Raw genomic sequence first — 23,011 nt, forward strand, 5'->3', positions numbered from 1 at the left:
TTGCGTGATCTGCGTGCGGTGCGGGTGGAGTGGGGGCGGCACAGTGGGCCGGTGGCGGCGGTGCGTGCGGTGGCCGGGTTGGCCGCCGCGGGCATCCCGCTGGTGGGAGCCGGACCGCCGATGTGGGCGCGGCCCTTGGGCGAGGAACTCCACGCGCTTCTCGGGCGAGTGAGTGAGGAGGGGTTCGTCGACGAGCTGCTGCGTGAGGAGCACAGTGTGCGGTTGCGGCGGGTGGCGTTGCGGCTGTTCGGGCGGCAGGCGCGTTGGTATCGGTCGGGTGGTGGGTCGGTAGAGCCTTCGGTGTCGGTTGTTTTGTGTACGCGGCGGCCGGAGATGGTGGGTTTCGCTTTGCGTCAGGTGGGGCGTCAGCGGGGTGTGGATGTGGAGGTGGTGTTGGCGCTGCACGGTTTCGGGGTGGGTGCTCCTGGTGTGTCGGAGGCGGTCGAGATCTTCCGGGGGAGTGGGCGTTCCCTGGTGGTGTGGGAGCCGGATTCGGGGATGGTGTTCGGTTCGGTGTTGAACGGGGCGATCGCGCGGGCGAGTGGTTCGTTGGTGGCGAAGATGGACGATGACGATTGGTATGGGCCGGATCATCTGTCGGATCTGGTGTGGGCCCGCCGCTATTCCGGCGCAGACCTGGTCGGCTGCGCGACGGAGTACTACCACCTGGAACAGTTGGATCTCACCGTTCGACGCCCGGTCCGCTCCGAGCGCTTCGCCCGGCACGTGACCGGTGCCGCGATGCTGACCGACCGCACCGTCATGGAGGAGGTCGGCGGTTTCCGGCCATGGAAGGTCGATGAGGACGCCGGTCTCCTCGACGACATACGCGTTATGGGTGGCGCGATCTACCGCACCCATGGTCTGGGGTGCGTCATCCGCCGCAGGCCGGACGGGCACACCTGGCGCGAGGACCCCGGCTACTTCTTGCGGGGAGCACACCAACAGTGGCGTGGCTGGCGGCCCAGCGTGTTGCTGGAACCCGACCTCATGGACGCGCCGGTGAGGGCGGCCGGCGAGAGCCCCTTCGACATGACGACATCCGGGAGTGAACGATGACGCTTGTTCAAGCCGACCCGGTGCGGAAGCGGTCCGCGCCTCGCCCGCTCATTCGCCGTAACGACTATTCGGTGTTGGAGCCGCCCGCGCTGGGGGAGTGGGAGCCCGAGTTGTCGGTGGGTGTGGTGGTTCCGGCCCATGGTGGTCAGGAGAAGTTGGATCTGACCCTGGCCTCGTTGGCGGCGCAGAGTTATCCGGGCGGCCTGATGGAGGTCGTGGTGGTGGATGACGGCAGTGATCCGCCGTTGCGGCTGCCTCCGATCCACCCGGAGCACACCCGGATCGTACCGAGCCTGCCCGGAGGTTGGGCTCGCGGACACGCGGTGCGGACCGGAGCCGCGGCCACCGACGCCGACGTCCTCCTGTTCTTCGACGCGGACATGATCGCCTTCCGGGAACATGTCGAGGCGCAGATGCGGTGGCACCACCTGGCGGACTACCTGGCGGTCACCGGGCACCTGCGCTGTGTCGACCACGACCCCGGAGAGTTGGAGCCGACCGAGGTGTTCGACGCGGTGCGTCGGGGAGAGCCGGAGGCGTTGGTCCGGACACCGGGTGAGGAACTGGGGTGGTTGCGCCGCGCCTACAAGCGGACGAGGAACCTGAGTACCGCGGACTACAAGGTGTTCAACTTCTTCATCGGCGGCACCGGTTCGGTGCGTCGGGAATTCTTCGAGGAGTCCGGTGGGGCCGCGTCCGAACTGGTCCTCGGCGAGGACACCCATCTCGGATACAGGTTCGCTCAGAACGGGGCGGTCTTCGTCCCTGAGCTGGAGACCAGTAGTTGGCACCTGGGACTGCCGCAGATGGAGACCCGCAAGGAGGAGGGGGCCCGGTTCCGTCGCCCCTTCGTGGGCACGAGGCTTCCCCTCAGCGGAGGGCGACGGGACCTGCCCGGACGGCAGTGGCAGGTGCCGAGGGTCGACGTGGTGCTGGACGCGACGGAAGCCCGGTTCGATGATGTGGCCGCGACTGTGGACGCGATGCTGGCGGGCCGGGTGTGCGACGTCCGGGTCCACCTGGTAGGCGAATGGTGGCGGGTGACGTCGGGGCGGCACCGGGTCCTGGACGATCCGGCGCTGGAGGCACGGCTCCTCCACGAGCACTACCGATGCGAGCCGAGAGTACGTCTGGCCGAGACCGTGTCGGAACCCGACCCGGACGTCCCCTTCCGGATGTCGATCCGGCCCGGGCAGATCCCGACCATCGATGGGATCCACCTGCTGATGGCGAAGGCGAACGAGACGGGGGCGGGCCTGGTCCTGGTGACCGGGGTCGGCGACGACCTGGACGGGCCTCGCCTGGAGCGTGCGGCGGCCTTCGCCCGTGCGCGGCGCTTGGGGGAGGGGGCCGAGGACCTGGACACCATGGTGGGTGAACTCTTCGGTGTGCACTGGATCGCCGGTGAGTCGGTGCTGTCCATGCCGGGTGAAGAGGTGGAGGAACCCTCGATCCGATCGGAGGAGGAACCGCCAAAGGACTGGCGGGCACGGTTGGAACGGGAACAGGCGCGGGCCGAGTTCCACAAGGCGCGCGCCACGAAGTTGGAGAACCGGTTCCGCTGGTTGACCGGGAGCCGTGCCGGTCGGTTCCTGCGTCGGGCCATCGGCTGATGGGCGGGGGAGGGTACATGGCCGAGGGCGAGACACCGGGCGCGAGGAACGGTCGCGCAGTGGTGGGAGAGAACGAGCCCCCTCGGCGTCCCAGGCTGCGCCGTAACGACTATTCGGTGTTGGAGCCGCCCGCGCTGGGGGAGTGGGAGCCCGAGTTGTCGGTGGGTGTGGTGGTTCCGGCCCATGGTGGTCAGGAGAAGTTAGATCTGACCCTGGCCTCGTTGGCGGCGCAGAGTTATCCGGGCGGCCTGATGGAGGTCGTGGTGGTGGATGACGGCAGTGATCCGCCGTTGCGGCTGCCTCCGATCCGCCCGGAGCACACCCGTCTACTGGTCGCTCCGGAGAAGGGATGGGGGCCCGGGCACGCGGTCGGGGCGGGTGTGAGGGCCTGCTCGACGTCGGTCGTGCTGCGGTTGGACGCCGACATGGTCGTCGGTCGGCGGCACGTCGAGGCGCAGATGAGGTGGCACCATCTGGCCGACTACCTCGTCGTCATGGGTCGGACGGTCTTCGGTGAGGAGCGGGGCCGCGAGTTCACCCCCGCCGATGTCCACGAGCACGTGTACCGGGCGGAGACCGACGAGCACCTGTTCCCGGGCGCGAGCGGCATGGAGTGGATGGCCGAGATCCTGGAAGGCACCGATGGTCTGCGCTCGGCCGGGCACCGGGCCTGGGAGGTGTTCACGGGGGCCACGGCCTCGACGCGGCGCGAGCTGTTCGAGGCGGTCGGTGGGACGTCACCGGACCTGGTCCTGGGAGAGGACAGCGAACTCGGGTACCGGCTTTCGCAACGGGGCGCGGTGTTCGTCCCGGAGCAAGAGTCCGTGGGTCTGCATCTGGGAGTACCGACGACGGAGCGACGAGGGGAGGAGGCGGCGCGCTATGGGCGTCCCTTCCTGGAGAACCGGGTTCCTCGCAAGTACACTCGCCGCCGGATACCCGGGCGGACCTGGCAGGTGCCCTTCGTCGACGTGGTGGTCGACACGGTGGGTCGCACGTTCGACGACGTGGTCGAAACGGTGGACGCCCTGCTCGCGGGTGACGTGGCGGACATCCGGGTCACCTTGGTGGGCCAATGGCGGTGGGTCACACCGGGGCGACACGCCACGATCGACGACCCGGCGGTTGACGTGCGACTCCTCCACGAGAACTACCGCTGTGAGCCGAGGACGCGCTTCGCGGAAACCGAACCGGAGCCCGACCCGGACGTCCCCTTCCGGCTCCTGCTGTCTCCCGGTACACGCCCGAGGAGGTGCGCGGTACGTGTCCTGACAGGGGCCGCCGACCGTGAGGGGGCCGGTCTCGTCCGATCCGTGGGCGCGGGCGGAAGGGCCGAACCACTGCGTCTGGAGCGCACTGCGGCCTTCGCTCGCGCGCGGCACCTGGGGGCGGACATGGCGGGCCGGGACGCCGCCGTCGCCCGATTGTGGGGTGTGCACGTGCTGGATCACGCCGAGGTTCTCACCGTGTCGGAGAGGGGCGGTGAGGGGCCGCCGAAGGACTGGCACAAGAAGATGCGCAAGGCGGAGAGGGACGCGACCCGCTGGCGGACGGAGGTCGAGCGATGGGAACGCCGGATTCGGGCGCTGACCCAGGGACGCGGTGCGTGGTTGTTGCTCGGCGGGCTCCGGAGGTGACACAGGGCCGATCTCCGCGTCGATGCGGTTCGTTTTCACCGTTCTGATCAGCGAAAACACAAAGGCTTCTCACATGGTGAGAAGTTCTGGTCATATAGTTGGACATCCGATAGTCTGAAGTCCTAGGAGTCAGTGGTGTAGGCACACTGCCGGGCGCCACGATCCACGCCGAACCCGCCCCCACCGGGGCCCGTTCCGGCGACTCCGGCAGGCGATCCCGCCGGGGCGAACTCCTTGTCCCCCTTCTTTCGTGGACACCGTCGCCCACGCCGTTCAGCGGTGATGGCCCCGTCGTGCTCGGGCGCCGTCGCACGACGCATCCGGAGGATCACATGTACGACATGATCGAGTACCCGTCCGCGCCCGACACCGACGACGAGATCGCTCGCGCCCTGCAGGACGCGATCAACCGTCGCGCCTGAGCGAATTCGCGGGTGGGGGACTGTGCCGGTCGTTCGGGCCGGTACAGTTGTCTCACCTACTGTTCATTTGATCTCGTCATGTGAGAAACACGGGCGTGGTCACGTCTGAGTTAGAGGCAGTCCGTATGGCAGCGCGCACCGTGAAACTGGCCGTCATCCCCGGAGACGGGATCGGCCCCGAGGTCGTCGCCGAAGGCCTCAAGGTGCTGGGGGTCGTGGCCGCCCAACACGACCTGGCCATCGAGACCACCGAATACGAGCTCGGCGCCCGGCTCTGGCACCGCACCGGTGAGACGCTGCCCGACACCGTCGCCGAGGAACTGCGCGGACACGACGCCATCTACCTGGGCGCGGTCGGCGATCCCTCCGTCCCCAGCGGCGTCCTGGAGCGCGGCCTGCTGCTGCGCCTGCGCTTCGACTTCGACCACTACGTGAACCTGCGCCCCGTCCGGCTCTACCCCGGCGTGGACAGCCCCCTGGCGGATGTCTCCCCCGAGGACATCGACATGCTGGTCGTTCGGGAGGGCACCGAGGGCCCCTACGCCGGCGCCGGCGGTGTGCTGCGCAAGGGCACCCCGCACGAGATCGCCACCCAGGACAGTGTCAACACCCGCTTCGGGGTCGAGCGCGTGGTCCGGTACGCCTTCGACAAGGCCGCCGAGCGTCCCCGCAAGAAGCTGACGCTGGTGCACAAGGACAACGTCCTGACCTTCGCCGGCGAGCTGTGGCAGCGCACGGTCAAGGAGGTCGGCGCCGAGTACCCGCAGGTGTCCGTGGACTACTGCCACGTCGACGCCGCGTCGATGTTCTTCGTCAATCAGCCGGGCCGCTTCGACGTGGTCGTCACCGACAACCTGTTCGGCGACATCATCACCGACATCGGCGCCGCCATCACCGGCGGCATCGGCCTCGCCGCCAGCGGTAACATCAACCCCGACAACACCTTCCCCAGCATGTTCGAGCCGGTCCACGGCTCGGCGCCCGACATCGCGGGCCAGGGAAAGGCCGACCCGACCGCCACGGTGCTGTCGGCCGCGGCGATGCTGGATCACCTGGGGGTTCCCGAGGCCGCTCGCCGCATCGAGCAGGCGGTCTCCATCGACCTGAAGACCCGCGCCCAGAGCGACGCGGTCCGGTCCACCTCCCGGATCGGCGACGACCTCGCCGCGCGAGTAGCCGAGCAGGGCTGAGGCGACCGCTTCCGGCCCTGCCTCGAACAGCGGGCGCGGCCGTAGCGGGACTTCAGCCACCTCATGACCCACGAACGGGCGCGTCCGGAACATCCGGCGCGCCCGTCGTCCGTGCGACCGTCCATGGTCCGCTCTGGCCCCGGGTGCGCTCTTCCGACACACTAGATTCCAGGTCGGCGGCGCTGCCGACCCGATGCACCCGAGAGGACCACCGACAACATGAACAACAACACCACCACCACTGGGTTGACGTTCGACGTCCAGCTCTCCGACCGGCGGAAGACCCCGCGGGAACGTGAGGCACTGCTGGAGAACCCCGGGTTCGGTCAGGTGTTCACCGATCACATGGTGAGCATCCGCTACACCGAGGGCGAGGGCTGGCACGACGCCAAAATCGAACCGTACGGCCCGCTGTCCCTGGACCCCGCCACGGCCGCCCTCCACTACGGGCAGGAGATCTTCGAAGGGCTCAAGGCCTACCGTCACCCGGACGGTTCGCTCGCCTCCTTCCGCCCGGAGGCCAACGCCGCCCGCTTCAACCGGAGCGCCGCGCGCATGGCCATGCCGGCGCTGCCCGAGGAGCTCTTCCTCAAGTCCATCGAACTGCTCATCGAACACGACGGCGACTGGGTCCCGGACAAGGAGTACTTCAGTCTCTACCTTCGTCCGTTCATGGTCGCCACGGACGTCGGCCTGGGGGTCAACCACCCTTCCCGCAGCTACGTCTACCTGCTCATCGCCTCGCCGGTGGGTTCCTACTTCTCCGGTGGCGTCCAGCCGGTGACGGTCTGGTTGTCCAAGGACTTCACCCGCGCCGCCCCGGGCGGCACCGGTGCCGCGAAGGTCGCCGGCAACTACGCCGCGAGCTTCCTGGCCCAGTCGCAGGCAGTGGAGAAGGGCTGCGACCAGGTCGTGTGGCTGGACGCCCGCGAGCACCGTTGGGTCGAGGAGATGGGCGGCATGAACCTGTGGTTCGTGTTCGGCGAGGGCGAGAACGCGCGCCTGCGCACCCCCTCGCTGACCGGAACCCTGTTGCCCGGTATCACTCGCGAGTCGTTGCTCAGGCTCGCCCCCGACCTGGGCATCCCCGCCGAGGAGAAGCCCCTGTCCATCGACGAGTGGAGGAGCGCCGCCGAGTCCGGTGAGATGACCGAGGTGTTCGCCTGCGGTACCGCGGCGGTCGTCACCCCGGTCGGTCACGTCAAGAGCGACGACGGTGAGTTCACCATCGGCGACGGCACCCCGGGCCCGGTCACCATGCGGCTGCGCGAGGAGCTCGTCGGCCTGCAGACGGGTCTGCGCGCCGACAAGTACGACTGGATCACCAAGTTCTAGTCGGCTGAGGGCCGCCCGGGGCGTCCCGGGCGGCCCGTGTCATCGATCCCCCTCATCCCCTGGAGTCCCCCATGACCGAGTCCCCGTCCCCCGCCCCGGACGGTTCCGCCCACGCCCGCCCCCGATCCCCGTGGCCGGGCAGGGTCGCCCTGACCGCCTGCGCCGGTCTGGTGGTGGGAGCCGTCGCCTACGGCGCGGCGGAGGTGTCGGCGGCGCTGAACCCGCCGGCCCCGACCCCCTCGGAGTCCGCCGACGAACCCTCCGACTCCGAGCGCACGGTGACCCCGTTGCTCCACCCCGACGAACCGGAGGAGGAGCACGTCGCGGAGGAGGCGCACCACGGCGAAGCCGTCGCCCCGGCCGGTGATCCGGCGCCCGGCGGTGGACAGGAGGCCGAGCCGGAGGCTCCGGCCCCTCCCGCGCAGGGCGATCCCGGGTGGGTCGACCCGCGCGGGGAGATCCTGGACGAGATCCTCAACACACCGCAGGACCGCCCGCCGATGGAGCCGCTCATCACCCAGGAGGAGCTCGACGCCATGACCCAGGAGGCCGAGTCCGCCGCGGTTCCGCAGACCCCGGCCCCCGCGGGTCCCTGAGGTCCGAGATGTCCGTAGTGGGAAATTCGCGTCTTGAAGAGTGAGACAAACCGGCCCCGAGGTGCGACTCTTCGGGGCCGGTATGGCACACTGGCCCCATGCCGTCCCAGGTCGTGATTATTCAGGGGCGCGCTGGCTGACGACTTCCCGCGATGACGCAGGGAAGAGAATCCGGACCCTGCCAGCGCGCTGACCTCTCGTGTCCACGAGGGGTCTTTTTTGTTGGCCGGGGCCGCCGTGCACATCCACCTTCGGGAGTTCCACCAATGAGGGACGACAGTTTCCACGTCTTCGACACCACGCTGCGCGACGGAGCCCAGCGCGAGGGGATCAACCTTCGGGTCTCCGACAAGCTGGCCATCGCCAAGCAGCTGGACGACTTCGGGGTGGCGTTCATCGAGGGCGGTTGGCCCGGCTCCAACCCCAAGGACACCGAGTTCTTCCAGCGGGCTTCACAAGAGCTCCAGCTGGAACACGCGCGACTCACCGCGTTCGGCGCGACCCGCCGTTCCGGTGTGAAGGCCGCCGACGACCCACAGGTGGCCGCGCTGCGCGAAAGCGGCGCGTCGGTCGTCACCCTTGTCGCCAAGAGTGACGACCGCCACGTCGAACGTGCCCTGCGCACGACCCTGGACGAGAACCTCGCCATGGTCTCCGACACCGTCTCGCACCTGCGTGAACACGGGCAGCGCGTGTTCGTGGACTGCGAGCACTTCTTCGACGGCTACCACCACAACCCCGAGTACGCCCTGTCCGTGGTGCGCTCCGCCGCGGAGGCGGGCGCCGACGTGGTGGTCCTGTGCGACACCAACGGCGGCATGCTGCCCGGCGACATCCGCCGCGTGGTCACCGAGGTGCTGGAGGCCACCGGTGCGCGCCTGGGCATCCACGCCCAGGACGACACCGGCTGCGCCGTCGCCAACACCCTGGCCGCCGTGGACGCCGGAGCCACCCACGTGCAGTGCACCGCCAACGGCTACGGCGAGCGGGTGGGCAACGCCAACCTGTTCTCCGTGGTGGGCGCGCTCACCCTCAAGTACGGCCGTGAGGTGCTGCCCCAGGGCTGCCTCGGCGAGATGACCCGGGTGGCCACCACGATCGCCGAGATCGTCAACCTGGCCCCCGACACCCACCAGCCCTACGTGGGGGTATCGGCGTTCGCGCACAAGGCGGGCCTGCACGCCTCGGCGATCAAGGTCGACCCCGACCTGTACCAGCACACCGACCCGGAGCTGGTCGGCAACCGGATGCGCATGCTCGTATCCGACATGGCCGGGCGCGCTTCGGTGGAGCTCAAGGCCCAGGAGCTGGGTCTGGACCTGTCCGACGATCGTGGTCTGTCCGGCCGGGTCGTGGACCGGGTCAAGGGCCTGGAACTGTCCGGGTACAGCTTCGAGGCGGCCGACGCCTCCCTGGAGCTGTTGCTGCGCGAGGAGATGGGTGAGCCCGTCCGCTACTTCGAGACCGAATCCTGGCGGGTGCTGACCGAACGTCGTCCGGCCACCGGGTCGGGTCCGCTGTCCAGCGACTACGTGAGCCTGACCGAGGCCACCGTGAAGCTGCGGGTCAAGGGCGAGCGCGTGATCGCCACCGCGGAGGGCAACGGCCCGGTGAACGCCCTGGACCGGGCGCTGCGCGGCTCGATGGAGAACGCCTATACCGCGCTGGCCGGCCTGGAGCTGACCGACTACAAGGTCCGCATCCTGGAGGGCGCCTCGGGTACCGACGCGATCACCCGGATCCTCATCACCTTCAGCGATGGAACGGGGGAGTGGACGACGGTGGGCGTGGGCCCCAACGTCGTCGACGCCTCCTGGGTCGCGCTGGAGCAGGCCCTCACCTACGGCCTGCTGCGCCAGGGCTACCCGAGGGATTAGGCGCGGTGTTCGTTCCCCGCCTCCGCTAGCGCTTCGGTGGTCGGTCGGGTGACGGAATCGTCACGTTCCTCCGTCACCCGACCGGACCCGTTCGACGCACGGTGCAGGTCACGGGCTTGAAACTTACTTACAGGTAAGAAAGGCCTGTCCGAAGGGTCATAGCCACCGTGACCCGGACCACTCGATACTGCGAACTTTCAGCCGATTCGCGATGGACGAGTGGTGATAGATGTCGAACGAAACCGTGGTGCGCCCCTCCGTTGGTGCGCTGTTCGTCTTCCCGCGAAGCGCAGGTCACGCACCACCTGAAGACTTCGGGACGTGTCCTCACCCACGATTCGCACACGGGGTGGAGGTAACGGCGTGACCACCGGTTCGGCGACCGACCGGCCGGCCGTGTCACCGCCATCCCCCAAGACCCGTAGGAAACGAGCCCGAGCCGGAAGAGACGCCTTGCTCGCCTGGGGCTTCCTCGGCCCCTCCGTGGCGATCTTCGCGCTCTTCCTCGTCTACCCGCTGGGCCGCACCATCTATCTGTCGCTGCACGGCAACGACATCATCGGCAGGCCGAACCGGTTCGTCGGCCTGAGCCACTTCGCCGAGATGGCCTCTCCCGAGTACGTCCAGGTGCTGATCACCACCGTGCTCTTCAGCGTCGGCGTGGTCGTACCGGGCGTGGTCGGCGCGCTGATCATCGTCCTGCTGTTGGAGGGGGTGATCCGCGGACAGAAGTTCCTGCGTGGAGCCTTCGCGGTACCGTTCGCCTTCTCCGTGGCCAGCGCCTCGGTGATCTTCGCGGTCTTCTACAGTCCCGGCAACAGCGTGCTCAACGGCATCCTGTACCGCTTCGGCCTGGATCAGGTGCCCTGGCTGACCTCGCAGGAGATGGCCCTGTGGTCCATCGTCATCACCACCGTGTGGATGAACCTGGGCTACGGGGTGCTGGTGCTGGCCGCCGGCATCGGCTCCATCCCCAAGGAGGTCAACGAGGCCGCCCGCATCGACGGCGCCACCGGGCCGAGGCTGGCCTGGGACGTCACCATCCCGATGCTCGGACCGCAGCTCTTCTTCCTGATCGTCATCTCCACGATCAACGCGCTACAGAGCTTCGGCCAGATCCACATCCTCACCGGCGGAGGGCCGGTCGGCTCCACGACCACCCTCGTCTACTCCATCTTCCAGGACGCCTTCGCCTACGGCACCAGCGACTTCGGTCGGGCCAGCGCCCAGGCGCTCGTCCTGCTGTTGGTGGTCCTGGTGTGCACCGCGCTCCAGTTCGGTGTCATCGAGCGGAAGGTGCACTACTCATGACGACCCTCGAACGTGAGACCGCACCCGCCCGCACCGGGGCGGTCCGCACCAGGCACCGGCGCACGCCAGGGCACATCGCGGGCCGTGTCCTGCTGTACCTGACGCTGGGCGTCTTCCTGATCCCGGTGATGTTCCCCGTCTACTACGTGTTCGCGGGCGCGCTCATGGGGTCTCAGGACCTGTCGGCCTTCCCGCCGAGGCTGCTGCCCACCGGCGTGAACCTGGAGAACGTCCAGGGCGCCCTGGACGCGGTGCCGCTGCTACGTATGTACGGGAACTCGCTGGTCATGGCGGGCATCATCACGGTGAGCCAGCTGTTCACCTCCGCCCTGGCCGCGTACGCGTTCGTGTTCCTGCGCTTCCGCGGCAGCGCGATCGTCTTCGCGCTGTTCCTGTCCACGCTGATGGTGCCGGCCGAGGCGACCTTCATTCCCAACTACCTGACCATCACCGGGTGGGGGATGGGCGACACCTACGCCGGTCTGGTCATGCCGTTCTTGGCCTACGCCTTCGGCACGTTCCTCCTACGCCAGAGCTTCAAGCAGTTCCCCCGCGAGCTGTTCGACGCCGCGCGCATCGACGGCATGGGTCACCTGCGGTTCCTATGGACCATCCTGCTGCCGCTGAGCAAACCGGCCCTGACCGCCGTCGGCATGTACGTGTTCATCACCAGCTGGAACATGTACTTCTGGCCGCTGATCATCACCCGCAGCACCGAGATGCAGACCCTGCAGATCGGCCTCAACAGCCTCAAGGTGGGGGAGTACTCCAACCCCGGACTCCTCCTGGCCGGCGCCGCGCTGTCGGTCCTCCCCACACTCGCCCTCGTGATCTTCGGACAGCGCTTCATCGTTCGAGGACTCACCGCGGGCGCGGTCAAGTAGGGCGCGAAACACCTAGTGGAGACGAGAAAGATGACAACCTTCCCCCGACGGCGAGGCGTCAAGGCCGCCGCCCTGCTCGCGAGCCTGGGCCTGCTGCTCAGCGCGTGTTCCGGAGACGATGGTGGCGGTGGCTCCGACCTCACCGCACCCGGCCCGGAGGTGCTGGACGGACTCGACGAGGCGGTCCAGGTCGAGTTCTGGCACAGCATGGACGCCACCAACGGCCAGGTGCTCGACGAGCTCATCGCGGGCTTCAACGCCGAGAACGAGGGCCGGATCGAGGTCACCGGTTCCTTCCAGGGCGACTACGACACCGCGCTGGCCAACCACCGTGCCGCCATCCAGCAGGGCGACACCGCCGAACTCATCATGATCTACGACCTGGGCACCCAGTTCATGATCGACTCCGGGCAGACCGTGCCGGCCCAGTCCTTCCTCGACCAGGACGACTACGACACCTCCACGGTCGAGGAGGCCCTCCTCAACTACTTCACCGTCGAGGGCGAGCTGCGGTCCTTCCCGTTCAACAACTCCACCCCGCTGATGTACATCAACCGGGACGCGTTCGAGGAGGCGGGTCTGGACCCGGACTCCCCGCCCACCGACCTCGCCGAGATCCGTGAGGCCGCCGAGGAACTCACCGTCACCGACGACGATGGCACCGTCGTCCAGTACGGGTTCGGCGCCGCGGTGTACGGGTGGTACATCGAGCAGTTCATGGCGCGCGCCGCAGTGCCCTACTGCGACAACGCCAACGGCCGTGACGGTCGCGCCACCGAGGTGCTCTTCGACGATCCCAAGATCATCGAGCTCGTCGAGTGGTGGGACCAGATGATCGAGGACGACCTCGCCGTCCAGATCGGCCGCAACACCGACGACGGCCAGGCCGCCTTCACCTCCGGCCGCGCCGCCATGACCCTGGAGTCCACCGGTTCCCTGGGCGGCTTCATCGAACAGTCCGACTTCGAGGTCGGCGCGGGCTACTTCCCGCTGGTCGGCGCGGGCGACCCGGGAGGCTCGATCATCGGCGGCGCCTCCCTGTGGGTCAACGGTGAGGGCCACAGCCCGGAGGAGGTCCGCGGTTCCTGGGAGTTCGTGCAGTACCTGCTGACCCCCGAGGCCCAGTCGACCTGGCACGCGGGTACCGGTTACCTGGCGGTCAACACCGAGGGCTACGACGGTCCCGAGGCGCAGGAGCGCTCCGAGGAGTTCCCGCAGTTCTCCGTGGCCGCGAACCAGCTCGCCGACTCCGAGATCAACGAGAACACCGCCGGTTGCATGATGGGCGTGATGTCCGAGGCCCGCGTCGCCGCCGAAGAGGGCTGGGAGGCCGCCCTGACCAGTGACGCGACCGCCGAGGAGGCCATGTCCGAGGCCGCCCAGGGCGTGGGCGGCACCATCGAGGAGTACAACCTGTCCGTGGAGGACTGAGCATCGACCGGGTTCACCCGGTAGGAGGCGCGGGGCCGCGGCGCGTCGTCGCGGCCCCGCCCCTCGTGTACGGGGATTCTGAACGACGGCGCCGAGCCCATCGAACACGGTTCGAACGCTCCATGCCGGCGAAGCCACGCGAGGCGATCGAAAGGTCGCGCGACGTCAGTCGGCGTCGGGGTCGACCCAGCCGTTGGCCTCGCAGCCCTGCAACCCCAGGGTCTGCTGCTGCATCACGGGGGCCACCTCGCCCTCGCCGGGGCAGTCGACGTGCCCATGGCCCAGGGTGTGGCCGACCTCGTGGTTGATCACGTAGACGCGGTAGGTCTCCAGGTCGTCCTCGAAGTCCTCCACGCCCGCGACCCAGCGGTTCTGGTTGATGATGGCGCGGTTGCCGTTGGCGCAGGAGACGAACCCGTTGGTGTTCAGCGGCGCGCACAGACGGTCCACGGTGTCGGGCGCGGCCAGCAGCACACGGATGTCGGCGTCGTCGCCGTCCACGCGTTGCAGGGAGCGGGAGCCCTCCTCGCCCCAGCTGCGGGGGTCGCCCAGGATCAGCTCGACGGCCTCGACGAAGTCCGAGTCATCGCCGGGCAGACCCTTCTCGACCTCCACGGCGAAGGTGGTGAGCGGACCCTCGCCCATCGCTTCGCTCTCGCCCTTCATGACCCGGATGTCGCCGTCGGCGGTGTCGACCTCGTCCTCGACCGAGCGCAGCAGCACCGGGGTCTCCTCCTCGGTGGGAGTGGCGCTCGGGTCGGGTGAGGCGTCGGATTCCGCGTCCGTCTCGGCGCCCCCGGTCTCGGCGGGGGACGCGGCGGGATGCCGGCGGACGCCGTCCGGGTCTCCCTCGCCGACGGGACCCTCGGCGGAGGTCTCCTGGGTGCTGTCGAGCTCGTCATTCGGCTCGGGGACGCTCACCATCAACACAGCGGAGGCCCCGGAGACCAGGCACACACCGATGGCCAACCCCATGGGGTTCCTGCGCCGGCGGTGCCGGGCACGGGTACCACGTGAACCCACGGTCCCTCCACCTCTCGACGGTCATCGAAACCCAGCATGCCAGAGTCGTGGACCCACAAAGGGTAGGGCTTGCGGACACGATCGATACTCCCACGCGGTTACGCTTCACTCGGACAGTGAGTCGAAGTGGGCTGCTTGGAGGATTCAGGTGCGTATCGCACGTTTCGCGTCCGGCGACGAGGTCGGTTTCGGTCTGGTCGAGACGGACACGGACAGTGGGGAGGAGTTCGTCGCCCGACTGAGCGGCCACCCGTTGATGGGTGACATCAAGCTCACCGGTGAGCGCGCCAGGCTCGCCGACGTGCGACTGCTGTCACCCGTGTTGCCGACGAAGGTCGTGTGCATCGGCAAGAACTACGCCGATCACGTCGAGGAGATGAAGGACGTCACGGGGGAGACCACCGACGAACCGGTGGTGTTCCTCAAGCCGTCCACGGCCGTGACCGGCCCGCAGGACCCGGTCTTCTACCCGGCGGCCTCGGAGCGGGTCGACTTCGAGGGCGAGATGGCCATCGTCATCTCCCGCCCCTGCCGCGAGGTGCCGCGTGAGCGCGCCAAGGACGTCATCTTCGGGTACACGGTCGCCAACGACGTGACCGCCCGTGACCTGCAGAAGAAGGACAAGCAGTGGACGCGGGCCAAGGGGTTCGACTCCTTCTGCCCGATCGGCCCGTGGATCACCACCGGGCTGAGCATCGAGGAGGCCCAGGACCTGCGGGTCACCACCACCGTGGACGGTGAGACGCGTCAGGATGGACGTACATCACAGTTCATCCACGACATCGCGGGCATCATCTCCCACGTCAGCTCGTTCATGACCCTCCTCCCGGGTGACGTGATCCTGACCGGCACGCCCGCCGGTGTGGGCCCCGTCCAGGTCGGCCAGGAAGTGGCCGTCACGGTCGAGGGCCTGGGCACCATCAGCAACCGGGTGGTCGAGCGGGACTGACCCCGAGCGAGCCGTGCGCGGGCCGGGCGCCCGCGCACGGGCCACCCGTCGGGGCCACGCGCTCCGACCGAGCGGAAGGTCCGACCTTGGCCCCCCGAAAACACCGCGTCCCGCCCCTCGCCCTCACCGGTGCCATCACCCTCGTCCTGGCCCTGGTGGGTTCGGGGCTGTGGGTCCTCGGCAGGAGCATGGGCGAACCCGAACGGGACGCCGACGGCGAAGGCCACGCCCTGGTGCGGCTCATGCTCGCCGGGGACTCCATGACCCACGGCGCCGACGGGGACCGGACCTGGCGCTATCACCTGTGGAACCACCTGGAACCGCACGTGGACGGGCTGGACTTCGTCGGCCCCTACAACGCGCCCGCGACCCCCGAACAGATCATCCCGCCGGAGATGATGGGGGCCGAGCCCACAGAGCCGGTCGGCGGAGACACCGAGGGCGTCGACTACCGTGACCCGGACTTCGACCAGGACCACAACGCCCGCTGGGGTCGCACCCTGGCCGACGCCGCCACCACCATCGGCGCCGACGTGGCCGAGCACCGACCCGACGTACTGTGCGTGCTGATCGGCCTCAACGACCTGTTGCACCCGATCACCGCCGAGGCGATGGAGGAGAACATCCGCGCCTACGTCCGGGACGCACGCGAGGCGAACCCGGACATCCACATCCTGTTCGCCGAGGCCCTGCCCATCACCATGGCCGACCAGGACCAGGGCTTCGCGCTGCGCCTGTACGTGTACAACAAACTGGTCCGCAAGCTGACCCTGGAACTGTCGAGCGAACGTTCGCCGGTGGTGGGCTTCGACCTGGCCAAGGCCGAGTCCTGGGACGTGAAGGCCGACACCTACGACGGCACCCACCCCAACGACGGCGGTGAGATCAAGATCGCGGCCGGGTTCGCCGACGCCCTGTCGGAGAAGTTCGGCCTGGGGACGGGCTACCCGAGACCACTGCCCATCGCGCCCGGGGAGCGGACCGAAACGCCCTGAGCGGATCCGCGCCGCCGAGGCGGTCCCGCGGTGTCCGTCCGCCGGGGAGCATCCGCGTTCCGCGATGGGGCGAGTGCGCCACCGATACCCTGGGGCCCGTGACTGAGACTCCGATTCGTACCCGCTTCGCCCCGTCCCCGACGGGCATGTTCCACGTCGGTGGCGCTCGATCCGCGCTCTTCAACTGGGCTCTGGCCCAGCAGCGGCCCGAGGGCCGCATGGTGCTGCGCATCGAGGACACCGACGCCGCACGCAACCGGCCCGAGTGGACCGAGGGCATCATCCGTGCGATGTCGTGGATCGGCATCGACGAGAGCGACCCCCACTTCGAGGGCCCCTACTTCCAGTCGGCCTACGTCGACAAGCACCGCGAGACCGCGCAGGAGCTGTACCGCTCCGGCCTCGCCTACTACTGCGACTGCACCCGTGAGCAGGTGCAGGAGCGCCGCGACAACCCGAACCTGGGCTACGACGGCTTCTGCCGCGACCGCGGCCTGGAGGCCGGGCCGGGTCGGGCGCTGCGTTTCCAGGTGCCGGCCGGTGGCCCCACCATCGTGCGCGACCAGATCCGCGGCGACGTGGAGTTCGACCACGCCGCCATCGAGGACTTCGTGATCGCCCGGGCCGACGGCTCCCCGCTGTTCGTGCTGGCCAACGTCCTGGACGACGTCGAGATGCGCATCACGCACGTCATCCGCGGCGAGGAGCACTTGTCCAACACCCCCAAGCAGCAGCTGCTGTGGGAGGCGTTGGGCCTGACCCCGCCGGTGTGGGCGCACCTGCCGGTCATCGTCAACGAGCAGCGCAAGAAGCTGTCCAAGCGCCGTGACAAGGTCGCCCTGGAGTCCTACCAGGAGGAGGGCTACCTGGCCGAGGCGATGATCAACTACCTGATGCTGCTGGGCTGGGCGCCGGGTGAGGACCGCGAGATCATGCCGTGGTCGGAGATGATGCCGCTCTTCGAGATCCAGGACGTCAACAGCTCCAGCGCGTTCTTCGACGAGAAGAAACTGCGCGCCTTCAACGGCGAGTACATTCGCGCGCTGTCGGTCGAGGACTTCATCGCGCGCTGTCAGCCGTGGCTCACCGGGCAGGACACCCCCTGGAACGCCGAGGACTACGACGCCGACGTCTTCGCCGCCGTCGCCCCGCTGGCGCAGAGCCGGGTCGCGCTGCTCGGCGAGATCGTCCCCAACGTGGACTTCCTGTTCCTGAAGGAGCCGGTGGAGGACGACAAGAGCTGGAAGAAGGCGATGAAGCCGGGCGTGGGCAAGGAGATGGTGGAGGCCGCCCTGGCGCGCTTCTCCGACCCCGAGCTGTCCTGGACCGCCGACGACCTCAAGATCGCCACCGAGGAGACCGGTGCCTCGCTCGGGCTGAAGCTGGGCAAGGCCCAGGCCCCGGTACGCGTGGCCGTCACCGGTCGGACCGTGGGACTGCCGCTGTTCGAGTCCCTGGAACTGCTGGGACGCGAGCGCGTCCAGGCACGTCTGGAGGCCGCGCTGGAGAAGCTGCGTGCCGAGGAGAAGGACGCCCGGGAGGGCTGATGCCACGGGGTGGTGGGGCTGTGTGCCCCACCACCCGTATTCGGTTCGCGAGCACTCTGAATGTCCGCTAGAGTTATCTACGTCGCCGAGGGGGACAGGGACGCGAAAGCGACCGGATCCCCTCAAAACATTGGCCTATGGTGTAATCGGCAGCACGACTGATTCTGGTTCAGTTAGTCTAGGTTCGAGTCCTGGTAGGCCAGCGAGTTCGATGTCTCGGCATCGGACGTGCGGATCCTCGGATCCGAGAAGTATGCCCCCGTCGTCTAGTGGCCTAGGACGCCGCCCTCTCAAGGCGGTAACGGCGGTTCGAATCCGCTCGGGGGTACCAACAGGAAGTGGCTTCCACGGTGTGGAAGCCTTCTTTCTGAGCCGATGCTCGCCATCGGTGTCCGGTTCGTGTGGTTATCATGGTTTCGATGATCTACGCGGATCACGTCCGGCCCCCGTCGTCTAGTGGCCTAGGACGCCGCCCTCTCAAGGCGGTAACGGCGGTTCGAATCCGCTCGGGGGTACAAGAACTGAAGGTCTCACCCATTCGGGTGGGGCCTTTCGTCGTTTCCGGGGGTCATTCGGGGTCGACGCCTTCCGGTGCGGTCAGGACGTGTCGAGGGCGACTCCCGGTTCGGGTGCCGCCCTCGGGGGATCGGATCGACGGGACGGGTGGTCAGTGACCTCCCTCGTAGGTGTGCAGGGACTCGCTGATCTTCTCCGCGGCCGACACCACGGCCTGGGAGTGCATGCGTCCGGGCGAGCGGGTCAGGCGCTCTATCGGGCCGGACACCGAGACCGCGGCGATCACCCGTCCACCGGGGCCGGCGACGGGGGCCGACACCGAGGCCACGCCCTGCTCGCGTTCGGCGACGCTCTGGGCCCAACGGCGACGCCGTACCTGCGCCAGGCTCGCGGCGGTGAAGCGCGCGCCCACCAGGGACCGGCGGATGCGGTCGGAGTCCTCCCAGGCGAGCAGCACCTGGGCGGCCGAACCCGCGTTCATGGGAAGTTCGCTGCCCACGGGCACGGTGTCGCGCAGACCACTGCTGCGCTCCGACGCGGCCACGCACACACGAAGGTCGCCCTGTCGGCGGTAGAGCTGGGCGCTCTCCCCGGTGAGGTCGCGTAGCTGGACCAGGACCGGCGCGGCCACGGCGAGCAGACGGTCCTCTCCGGTGGCTATCGACAACTCACCCAGGCGCGGCCCGAGCACGAATCGACCCTGGCTGTCCCTGGTCACCATGCGGTGGCGTTCCAGGGCGACGGCGAGGCGGTGGGCGGTGGGGCGGGCCAGGCCGGTGATCTGGACCAATTGCGCCAGCGACGCGGGCCCCGATTCCAGGGCGTCGAGGACGGACATCGTCTTGTCCAGGACACCGACACCGCTGGATGAGCTAGAGTTGTCCATGGCTTGATATTGCCGTCTCGCTATATGGAATGCAAGTCGGGCCGACCATCCGCGCGAGGGTTCCGGGTACGTGCGAGACACGGCGGGACCCAAGACCGAGAAGACACGAGAGAGGCGATCTCCCATGGCACGCACGATGGCCGAGAAGGTCTGGGAGGAGCACGTCGTTCGACGTGCCGAAGGCGAGCCGGACCTGCTCTACATCGACCTCCACCTCGTCCACGAGGTGACCAGCCCTCAGGCCTTCGAGGGCCTGCGTCTGGCCGGTCGCCCCGTTCGACGTCCCGACCTCACCATCGCCACCGAGGACCACAACGTCCCCACGATGGACCTCCTCGCGCCCATCGCGGACCCGGTCTCCCGCAAACAGGTCGAGACGCTGCGCAAGAACTGCTCGGACTTCGGCGTGCGCCTGCACCCCATGGGCGACATCGACCAGGGCGTCGTCCACGTCGTCGGCCCCCAGCTCGGCCTCACCCAGCCCGGCATGACCGTGGTCTGCGGCGACAGCCACACCAGCACCCACGGCGCGTTCGGCGCGTTGGCCTTCGGTATCGGCACCAGCCAGGTCGAGCACGTCCTGGCCACCCAGACCCTGCCGATGCAGCCGTTCAAGACCATGGCCGTCACGGTCAACGGCAGGCTCCGGCCCGGGGTGACGTCCAAGGACATCATCCTCGCGGTCATCGCCAAGATCGGTACCGGTGGCGGCCAGGGCTACGTCATCGAGTACCGGGGCGAGGCCATCGAGGCCCTGTCCATGGAATCGCGCATGACGGTCTGCAACATGTCCATCGAGGCGGGCGCCCGCGCCGGCATGATCGCCCCGGACCAGACCACCTACGACTACGTCAAGGGTCGGCCGCACGCCCCGCAGGGCGCCGACTTCGACGCCGCCGTCGAGCACTGGAAGAGTCTGCGCACCGACGAGGGCGCCGAGTTCGACGCCGAGGTGGTCCTGGACGCGGACGACCTCAGCCCGTTCGTCACCTGGGGCACCAACCCCGGCCAGGGCGTGCCGCTGGACGCCGGTGTGCCCGAGCCGTCCTCCTTCGAGGACCCCTCCGCCCGCGCGGCCGCCGAGAAGGCCCTGGCCTACATGGACCTGAAGGCCGGCACGCCCATGCGCGAGGTCTCCGTCGACACGGTCTTCCTGGGCTCGTGCACCAACGGTCGCATCGAGGACCTGCGGGCCGCGGCCGAGGTCGTCCGCGGTCGCAAGGTCGCGGACGGCGTGCGCATGCTGGTCGTGCCCGGCTCCATGCGGGTCAAGGAACAGGCCAACGAGGAGGGCCTGGGCGAGATCTTCAAGGAGGCCGGCGCCGAGTGGCGTGAGGCGGGCTGCTCGATGTGCCTGGGCATGAACCCGGACCAGCTCAAGCCCGGCGAGCGCAGCGCCTCCACGTCCAACCGCAACTTCGAGGGCCGCCAGGGCCGGGGCGGGCGCACCCACCTGGTCTCGCCGCTGGTGGCGGCGGCCACCGCGGTCCGCGGAACCCTGTCCTCCCCGGCCGACCTGTAGTCGCCCCGACCCGTCAAGGAGAGTCCTCCCATGGAGAAGTTCGACGTCCACACCGGTCGGGCCGTGCCGCTGCGCGCGAGCAACGTCGACACCGACCAGATCATCCCCGCCGTCTACCTCAAGCGGGTCAGCCGCACCGGCTTCGAGGACGGTCTGTTCGCCGAGTGGCGCAAGTCCGACCCGGACTTCGTGCTCAACCGCCCCGAGTACGAGGGCGCGAGTGTGCTGGTGGCCGGTCCCGACTTCGGCACCGGTTCGTCCCGTGAGCACGCCGTGTGGGCCCTGCAGGACTACGGCTTCAAGACCGTGCTGTCCCCGCGCTTCGCCGACATCTTCCGTGGCAACTCGCTCAAGGGCGGTCTGCTCACCGTGCTGCTGCCCCAGGAGGTCATCGAGCGGATCTGGGCGGCCGTGGAGGCCGACCCGACGATCGAGGTGACCGTCGACCTGGTGGAGCGTCAGGTGCGCGTTCCGGCCGCGGACGTGGTGGAGCCGTTCGAGTTGGACGACTACACCCGCTGGCGGTTGCTGGAGGGTCTGGACGACATCGCCCTGACGCTCCGTCACACCGACGACATCACGGTCTTCGAGGGCACCCGACCGGCCTGGAAGCCGGCCACGCTCTAGCCGGGGTCCGGGCCGGAAGCCCCTTCCGAACACGGGATCGAGGGTCGTTGTGACGCAGCGCACCCTCGGTCCCGAATAATTTTACCTTTACTTGACGTGAGCATTCGCTTACCGACTTTGTGTCCTTAAGGCGGGAGGTCGGGGGGCCCGGAATCCGGTTATACGTAGGCTTTTGAGGCCTACAGAAGGGGGCAAAAAGGACGCGTTCCCCGTCCGGGCACATCCGTCCCGGTAGTTGCGGAGCGTGACCTTGCAGGTCGGAAAGGCCCCGACACGCCTTGCCCACGGGCGTTTGTATTTGTGTAAGGGCCGCTGCTTCCCCTAATTTCGTGCGAGCAAGGGGGAACCGGAGGAACCTTATGAACAAGCGTGACCTGATCGACGCGATCTCCGACCGGCTCGGAGACAAGAAGACCGCGACCGAAGCGGTCAACGCTGTGCTTGAAACCATTCAGGCCACCGTGGCGTCGGGCGACAAGGTCGCCATCACGGGCTTCGGAGTATTCGAGAAGTCCGAGCGCGCGGCGCGTACCGCTCGCAATCCCGCCACCGGCGCCACGATCAACGTCCCCGCGAGCTTCGTTCCGAAGTTCCGCGCCGGCGCTGACTTCAAGGCTCTGGTCAACGGCGACAAGAAGTAGTCCTCTCGCCTCAGGCGAGCCGGAAGTACCCGCCCGGGTTCCCTCCATAGGGGGCCCGGGCGGAGTGCTGTCCGGGGTCGCTCTCCATCGGTCCGGGGTCGTCCTCGGGTCGGGCGCGGCCCACGGATGCTCTGGACGGCGCTCAGACGCACCGAGAGTGCCTCAGGGGCTCTTCTGTGACTCCCGGGTCGACACGCGCCCCACCAGGGCGCGTGTGCGCGGACCCAGGCCCAGGGTGGTCGCGCAGACCAGGTCCTCGGGTGTGTCCACGTCACGGCGCACCGACTCCACGTTCGGCGGTGAGAGCTCGTGTGCCCCACCCGCCAGATGGCGGGCCCGGGAGGCCCCCTCGAAGGCGGGGGCGAACGGCCGACCCGGTGCCGCGGCCAACAAGGTCGTTCCCACCCGCGGCGAGTCCGCGAGGAACGACCGCTCGTGGGCGGACGCGGCGGTGAGGACACGCTCCAGCTCCGCCGGCCGCAGTGCCGGCAGGTCCGCCGACAACGCGCAGATCCCCAGCCCGGGTCCCAGGGCGCGCGCGGTGCGCGCCCCGTGCACCAGGGCCGGGTTCAGACCGCCCCCCGGCTCCCCGGACACCACCACGGCGCCCAGGGCGGACAAGGCGGCGTCCGCGCGGGCGTCGTCGGTCACCACGAACAGCGTCCCCACCGAAGGGCACCGGCGCGCGGCGGCCACCGTGTCGCAGGCGATCGCGAGCGCCAGTTCCTCGCGAAGGTCCCCGGCGGCCCGGGCCAGTCGACTCTTGGCCAGACCGAGGTGCTTGACTGGGACGATCAGGGACCAGCGCACCCCGGGCAGGGCGGACCCGCCACGTTCTCCACAGCCGGTCACGGTTCCCCCGGAACTTGATACGGCGACGACACTGACGAGGGTAGATGTTCGGGGATCGGCGCGGCGCGGACACCCTAGACTGAGTCGGTTGTGTTGAA

At 68.7% G+C, this 23,011-nt stretch carries 19 protein-coding genes and 3 tRNA genes; 19 read left to right on the plus strand and 3 right to left on the minus strand.

The features are described 5' to 3' along the window. From ABZ717_RS20060 to ABZ717_RS20105, 10 genes are all read left to right on the plus strand, one after another. A partial coding sequence (locus ABZ717_RS20060) for a glycosyltransferase family 2 protein (RefSeq protein ID WP_358512764.1) occupies nucleotides 1–1,059 on the plus strand: 1,059 nt, incomplete at its 5' end. After that, nucleotides 1,056–2,672 (plus strand): glycosyltransferase family A protein, encoded by a 1,617-nt coding sequence (locus ABZ717_RS20065; protein ID WP_358512766.1) that lies wholly within the window; start codon nucleotides 1,056–1,058, stop codon nucleotides 2,670–2,672. The genes ABZ717_RS20060 and ABZ717_RS20065, both read left to right, overlap by 4 nt. A 17-nt stretch (nucleotides 2,673–2,689) precedes the next feature. Next, nucleotides 2,690–4,309: a glycosyltransferase gene (locus ABZ717_RS20070; RefSeq protein ID WP_358512768.1), complete on the plus strand. Its 1,620-nt coding sequence runs from the start codon at nucleotides 2,690–2,692 to the stop codon at nucleotides 4,307–4,309. Between the two features lie 547 nt (nucleotides 4,310–4,856). Continuing rightward, a complete protein-coding gene (locus ABZ717_RS20075) occupies nucleotides 4,857–5,921 on the plus strand; it encodes a 3-isopropylmalate dehydrogenase (RefSeq protein ID WP_358512770.1) in 1,065 nt (354 codons plus the stop codon). 219 nt (nucleotides 5,922–6,140) lie between these two features. After that, on the plus strand, nucleotides 6,141–7,256 hold the full coding sequence (locus tag ABZ717_RS20080) for a branched-chain amino acid aminotransferase (protein WP_358512772.1): 1,116 nt from the start codon (nucleotides 6,141–6,143) through the stop codon (nucleotides 7,254–7,256). A gap of 71 nt (nucleotides 7,257–7,327) precedes the next feature. Further along, complete coding sequence (locus ABZ717_RS20085) at nucleotides 7,328–7,852, plus strand: hypothetical protein (protein ID WP_358512774.1); 525 nt, start codon at nucleotides 7,328–7,330, stop codon at nucleotides 7,850–7,852. Nucleotides 7,853–8,118: 266 nt separating this feature from the next. Continuing rightward, entirely contained in the window at nucleotides 8,119–9,729 is a 1,611-nt protein-coding gene (gene cimA / locus ABZ717_RS20090) for a citramalate synthase (protein ID WP_358512776.1), read from the plus strand. A 363-nt stretch (nucleotides 9,730–10,092) separates the two neighbouring features. Beyond that, nucleotides 10,093–11,040, plus strand: a complete 948-nt coding sequence (locus ABZ717_RS20095; protein ID WP_358512778.1) for a sugar ABC transporter permease — start codon at nucleotides 10,093–10,095, stop codon at nucleotides 11,038–11,040. Beyond that, on the plus strand, nucleotides 11,037–11,924 hold the full coding sequence (locus ABZ717_RS20100) for a carbohydrate ABC transporter permease (protein ID WP_358512780.1): 888 nt from the start codon (nucleotides 11,037–11,039) through the stop codon (nucleotides 11,922–11,924). Before ABZ717_RS20095 ends, ABZ717_RS20100 begins: the two co-directional genes overlap by 4 nt. Before the next feature lie 30 nt (nucleotides 11,925–11,954). Further along, nucleotides 11,955–13,355, plus strand: a complete 1,401-nt coding sequence (locus ABZ717_RS20105) for an ABC transporter substrate-binding protein (RefSeq protein ID WP_358512782.1) — start codon at nucleotides 11,955–11,957, stop codon at nucleotides 13,353–13,355. A gap of 165 nt (nucleotides 13,356–13,520) precedes the next feature. Here the strand turns inward: ABZ717_RS20105 and ABZ717_RS20110 are convergent, their stop codons facing one another. Beyond that, nucleotides 13,521–14,330 (minus strand): DUF3152 domain-containing protein, encoded by an 810-nt coding sequence (locus tag ABZ717_RS20110; RefSeq protein WP_358512846.1) that lies wholly within the window; start codon nucleotides 14,328–14,330, stop codon nucleotides 13,521–13,523. Nucleotides 14,331–14,526: 196 nt separating this feature from the next. On the opposite strand from ABZ717_RS20110, the gene ABZ717_RS20115 reads away from it, so the two are divergent. From ABZ717_RS20115 to ABZ717_RS20140, 6 genes are all read left to right on the plus strand, one after another. Continuing rightward, nucleotides 14,527–15,327, plus strand: a complete 801-nt coding sequence (locus ABZ717_RS20115) for a fumarylacetoacetate hydrolase family protein (protein WP_358512784.1) — start codon at nucleotides 14,527–14,529, stop codon at nucleotides 15,325–15,327. 86 nt (nucleotides 15,328–15,413) lie between these two features. Further along, nucleotides 15,414–16,322 carry a GDSL-type esterase/lipase family protein gene (locus ABZ717_RS20120; protein WP_358512786.1) on the plus strand — a complete coding sequence of 303 codons (909 nt, stop codon included), beginning with the start codon at nucleotides 15,414–15,416 and terminating at the stop codon, nucleotides 16,320–16,322. 98 nt (nucleotides 16,323–16,420) lie between these two features. Next, nucleotides 16,421–17,869, plus strand: coding sequence for a glutamate--tRNA ligase (gltX, locus tag ABZ717_RS20125; protein ID WP_358512788.1), 1,449 nt, complete (start codon nucleotides 16,421–16,423; stop codon nucleotides 17,867–17,869). Between the two features lie 131 nt (nucleotides 17,870–18,000). Then, nucleotides 18,001–18,072 (plus strand) — tRNA-Gln (locus ABZ717_RS20130). 52 nt (nucleotides 18,073–18,124) lie between these two features. Then, nucleotides 18,125–18,200: transfer RNA gene (locus ABZ717_RS20135), tRNA-Glu, on the plus strand. Between the two features lie 111 nt (nucleotides 18,201–18,311). Further along, nucleotides 18,312–18,384, plus strand: a tRNA-Glu gene (locus ABZ717_RS20140). 152 nt (nucleotides 18,385–18,536) lie between these two features. Here ABZ717_RS20140 and ABZ717_RS20145 read toward each other — a convergent pair. After that, on the minus strand, nucleotides 18,537–19,271 hold the full coding sequence (locus tag ABZ717_RS20145; protein WP_190318418.1) for an IclR family transcriptional regulator: 735 nt from the start codon (nucleotides 19,269–19,271) through the stop codon (nucleotides 18,537–18,539). Nucleotides 19,272–19,395: 124 nt separating this feature from the next. On the opposite strand from ABZ717_RS20145, the gene leuC reads away from it, so the two are divergent. The 3 genes from leuC (at nucleotide 19,396) to ABZ717_RS20160 (ending at nucleotide 22,061) form a co-directional block, all read left to right on the plus strand. Next, entirely contained in the window at nucleotides 19,396–20,793 is a 1,398-nt protein-coding gene (gene leuC, locus ABZ717_RS20150) for a 3-isopropylmalate dehydratase large subunit (protein WP_358512790.1), read from the plus strand. 30 nt (nucleotides 20,794–20,823) lie between these two features. Continuing rightward, on the plus strand, nucleotides 20,824–21,420 hold the full coding sequence (gene leuD / locus ABZ717_RS20155; protein ID WP_358512792.1) for a 3-isopropylmalate dehydratase small subunit: 597 nt from the start codon (nucleotides 20,824–20,826) through the stop codon (nucleotides 21,418–21,420). Between the two features lie 359 nt (nucleotides 21,421–21,779). Then, nucleotides 21,780–22,061, plus strand: a complete 282-nt coding sequence (locus ABZ717_RS20160) for an HU family DNA-binding protein (RefSeq protein WP_014910144.1) — start codon at nucleotides 21,780–21,782, stop codon at nucleotides 22,059–22,061. A gap of 162 nt (nucleotides 22,062–22,223) precedes the next feature. On the opposite strand, the gene cofC is transcribed toward ABZ717_RS20160, so the two are convergent. Beyond that, on the minus strand, nucleotides 22,224–22,871 hold the full coding sequence (gene cofC, locus ABZ717_RS20165; protein WP_358512848.1) for a 2-phospho-L-lactate guanylyltransferase: 648 nt from the start codon (nucleotides 22,869–22,871) through the stop codon (nucleotides 22,224–22,226). Nucleotides 22,872–23,011 lie beyond the last annotated feature (140 nt).

This window comes from Nocardiopsis sp. NPDC006832 (assembly GCF_040635885.1).
Classification (GTDB): domain Bacteria; phylum Actinomycetota; class Actinomycetes; order Streptosporangiales; family Streptosporangiaceae; genus Nocardiopsis.